This is a genomic window from Kitasatospora sp. NPDC091257 (assembly GCF_044757675.1).
GTDB classification, from domain to species: Bacteria; Actinomycetota; Actinomycetes; order Streptomycetales; family Streptomycetaceae; genus Kitasatospora; species Kitasatospora lactacystinica.
Map to the genome: position 1 here is coordinate 1 of NZ_JBIVVI010001429.1, position 2049 is coordinate 2049.

Consider the following 2049-nt stretch of genomic DNA (forward strand, 5'->3'; position numbering starts at 1 on the left):
GGGTGGACTGGACGGGATCGGGTGACGGGCCGTCCTCCGGGCGGGTGAGCCCGGGGCGCGGCGGCTCGGGACGGATCGTGCGCGAGGGGGACTCGGCGGAGGGTGATCGGGAGTAGCATCCGGATCAGGCGAACGTGGTCCGGATCACACTTGAGGGAGCAGGGCCCATGGCGTACACGACCGATGAGACGCTCACCGTCCTCGTCTACAGCGACGACCGCAACACCCGCGAGCAGGTGCTGACGGCGCTCGGCCGTCGGCCCGCCGAGGATCTTCCGGAACTGTCCTACCTGGAGTGCGCGACCACCCCCGCGGTGCTCAAGGCACTGGAGAAGGGGGGCGTGGACCTCTGCGTGCTGGACGGCGAGGCCGTTCCGGCCGGGGGGCTGGGGCTCGGGCGCCAGCTCAAGGACGAGATCTACGGCTGCCCGCCGGTGCTGGTGCTGATCGGCCGGCCGCAGGACTCCTGGCTCGCCGCCTGGAGCCGGGCGGACGCCGCCATCTCCCGCCCGGTGGAGCCGGTGGCGCTGGCCGGGGCGGTCGCCACCCTGCTGCGGGCGCGGCTGGCGAAGCGGACTCCGGTCGTCCGCTGAATTCCCCCCCGGCAACTGGAAAAGAGAGGGGTAGAAGCGGCCGCTTCGCTCGATAGGCTGGCTCCATCCGTACGGACGTCCCCCCGGAGCGGGGAACCGACAAACAGCTGGAGTCAGCCATGGTGAACGTGAACCCTGCGAACGGCGGTAGCGACCCCGCGCAGGTGATCCGCACCTGGCCGGACCTCCTGGCCGCGCTGTTGCAGGGGGAGGACCTCGACCGCGCGTCCACCGCGTGGGCGATGGACCGGATCATGAGCGGCGAGGCGTCCCCCGTGCAGGTGGCCGGGTTCATGATCGCGCTGCGGGCCAAGGGCGAGTCGGTCGAGGAGATCGCCGGCCTGGTCGACGCGATGTACGAGCACGCCGAGCCGCTGGAGATCCCCGGACCGGCGGTGGACATCGTCGGCACCGGCGGGGACCGGGCGAAGACCGTCAACATCTCCACCATGTCGGCGATCGTCGCGGCGGCCGCCGGCGCCAAGGTGGTCAAGCACGGCAACCGGTCGGCCTCCTCCAGCAGCGGCTCCTCGGACGTGCTGGAGAAGCTCGGGGTGGCGCTGGACCTCTCCTCGCAGCGGGTCGCCGAGGTGGCCGAGGAGGTCGGTCTCACCTTCTGCTTCGCGGCCAAGTTCCACCCCTCGATGCGGCACGCCGCCACCGCGCGGCGCGACCTCGGGGTGCCGACCTCCTTCAACATCCTCGGCCCGCTCACCAACCCGGCCAGGGTCACCGCGCACGCCATCGGCTGCTTCGACACCCGGCTGGCCGGGCTGATCGCCGGGGTGCTGGCCGAACGCGGCGCGACGGCGCTGGTCTTCCGCGGTGACGACGGGCTGGACGAGCTGACCATCACCACCACCTCGCAGGTCTGGCTGGTGCGCGACGGGGTGGTCACCGAGACCACCTTCGACCCGCGGGACGTCGGGATCGAGCTGGTCGGCATCGAGGCGCTGCGCGGGGCGGACGCCTCGTACAACGCCGAGGTCGCGCGGCGGCTGCTGGCGGGGGAGCACGGGCCGGTGCGGGACGCCGTCCTGCTGAACACGGCGGCGGCACTGGTCGCGCTGGACCTCGGCGAGGCGCCGCTCGCCGAGCAGCTTGCGGCCGGCATGGAGCGGGCCGCGGAGGCGATCGACTCCGGTGCCGCGCAGGACCTGCTGCGGCGCTGGTCGGAGGCCACCAGCCGGATCTGAGGCGGTAGTTGGGGAGCCCGTGCCGGAACGCCGGCACGGGCTCCCGCGCTGTCCGGATGCTGGATGCCCGTTTGACCACCCGATGGACGCGGCCTAGAGTCTTGGCCAGGTCATGAGTGACAGTGCGAAGCCCCAGCTGGCTGTCCGGCAACCCTCCGTCCGTGGCGGGGTGCCCTGGGTGAGGACCGGGTCGTCACGGCAAGCCGTCCGTGCGACAAGCGCGGACGCCCGACGACTAGCACTCCCGGGGTCCCTCACCC

The 2049-nt window shown here is 72.5% G+C and carries 2 protein-coding genes and 1 riboswitch; both genes read left to right on the plus strand.

Translation table 11 applies throughout. From position 1 onward, the window contains the following. Positions 1-167 precede the first annotated feature (167 nt). Complete coding sequence (locus ACIQOV_RS39035) at positions 168-593, plus strand: hypothetical protein (RefSeq protein WP_359897059.1); 426 nt, start codon at positions 168-170, stop codon at positions 591-593. 119 nt (positions 594-712) lie between these two features. Then, positions 713-1789, plus strand: a complete 1077-nt coding sequence (gene trpD, locus ACIQOV_RS39040) for an anthranilate phosphoribosyltransferase (protein ID WP_401055594.1) — start codon at positions 713-715, stop codon at positions 1787-1789. A gap of 108 nt (positions 1790-1897) precedes the next feature. Further along, positions 1898-2016: riboswitch (SAM riboswitch) on the plus strand. Positions 2017-2049: the final 33 nt, after the last annotated feature.

Excerpts from the sequence above, each read along its gene's own strand:
- trpD (WP_401055594.1), top strand. The coding sequence starts at position 713 with ATGGTGAACGTGAACCCTGCGAACGGCGGTAGCGACCCCGCGCAGGTG.
- ACIQOV_RS39035 (WP_359897059.1), top strand. The coding sequence starts at position 168 with ATGGCGTACACGACCGATGAGACGCTCACCGTCCTCGTCTACAGCGAC.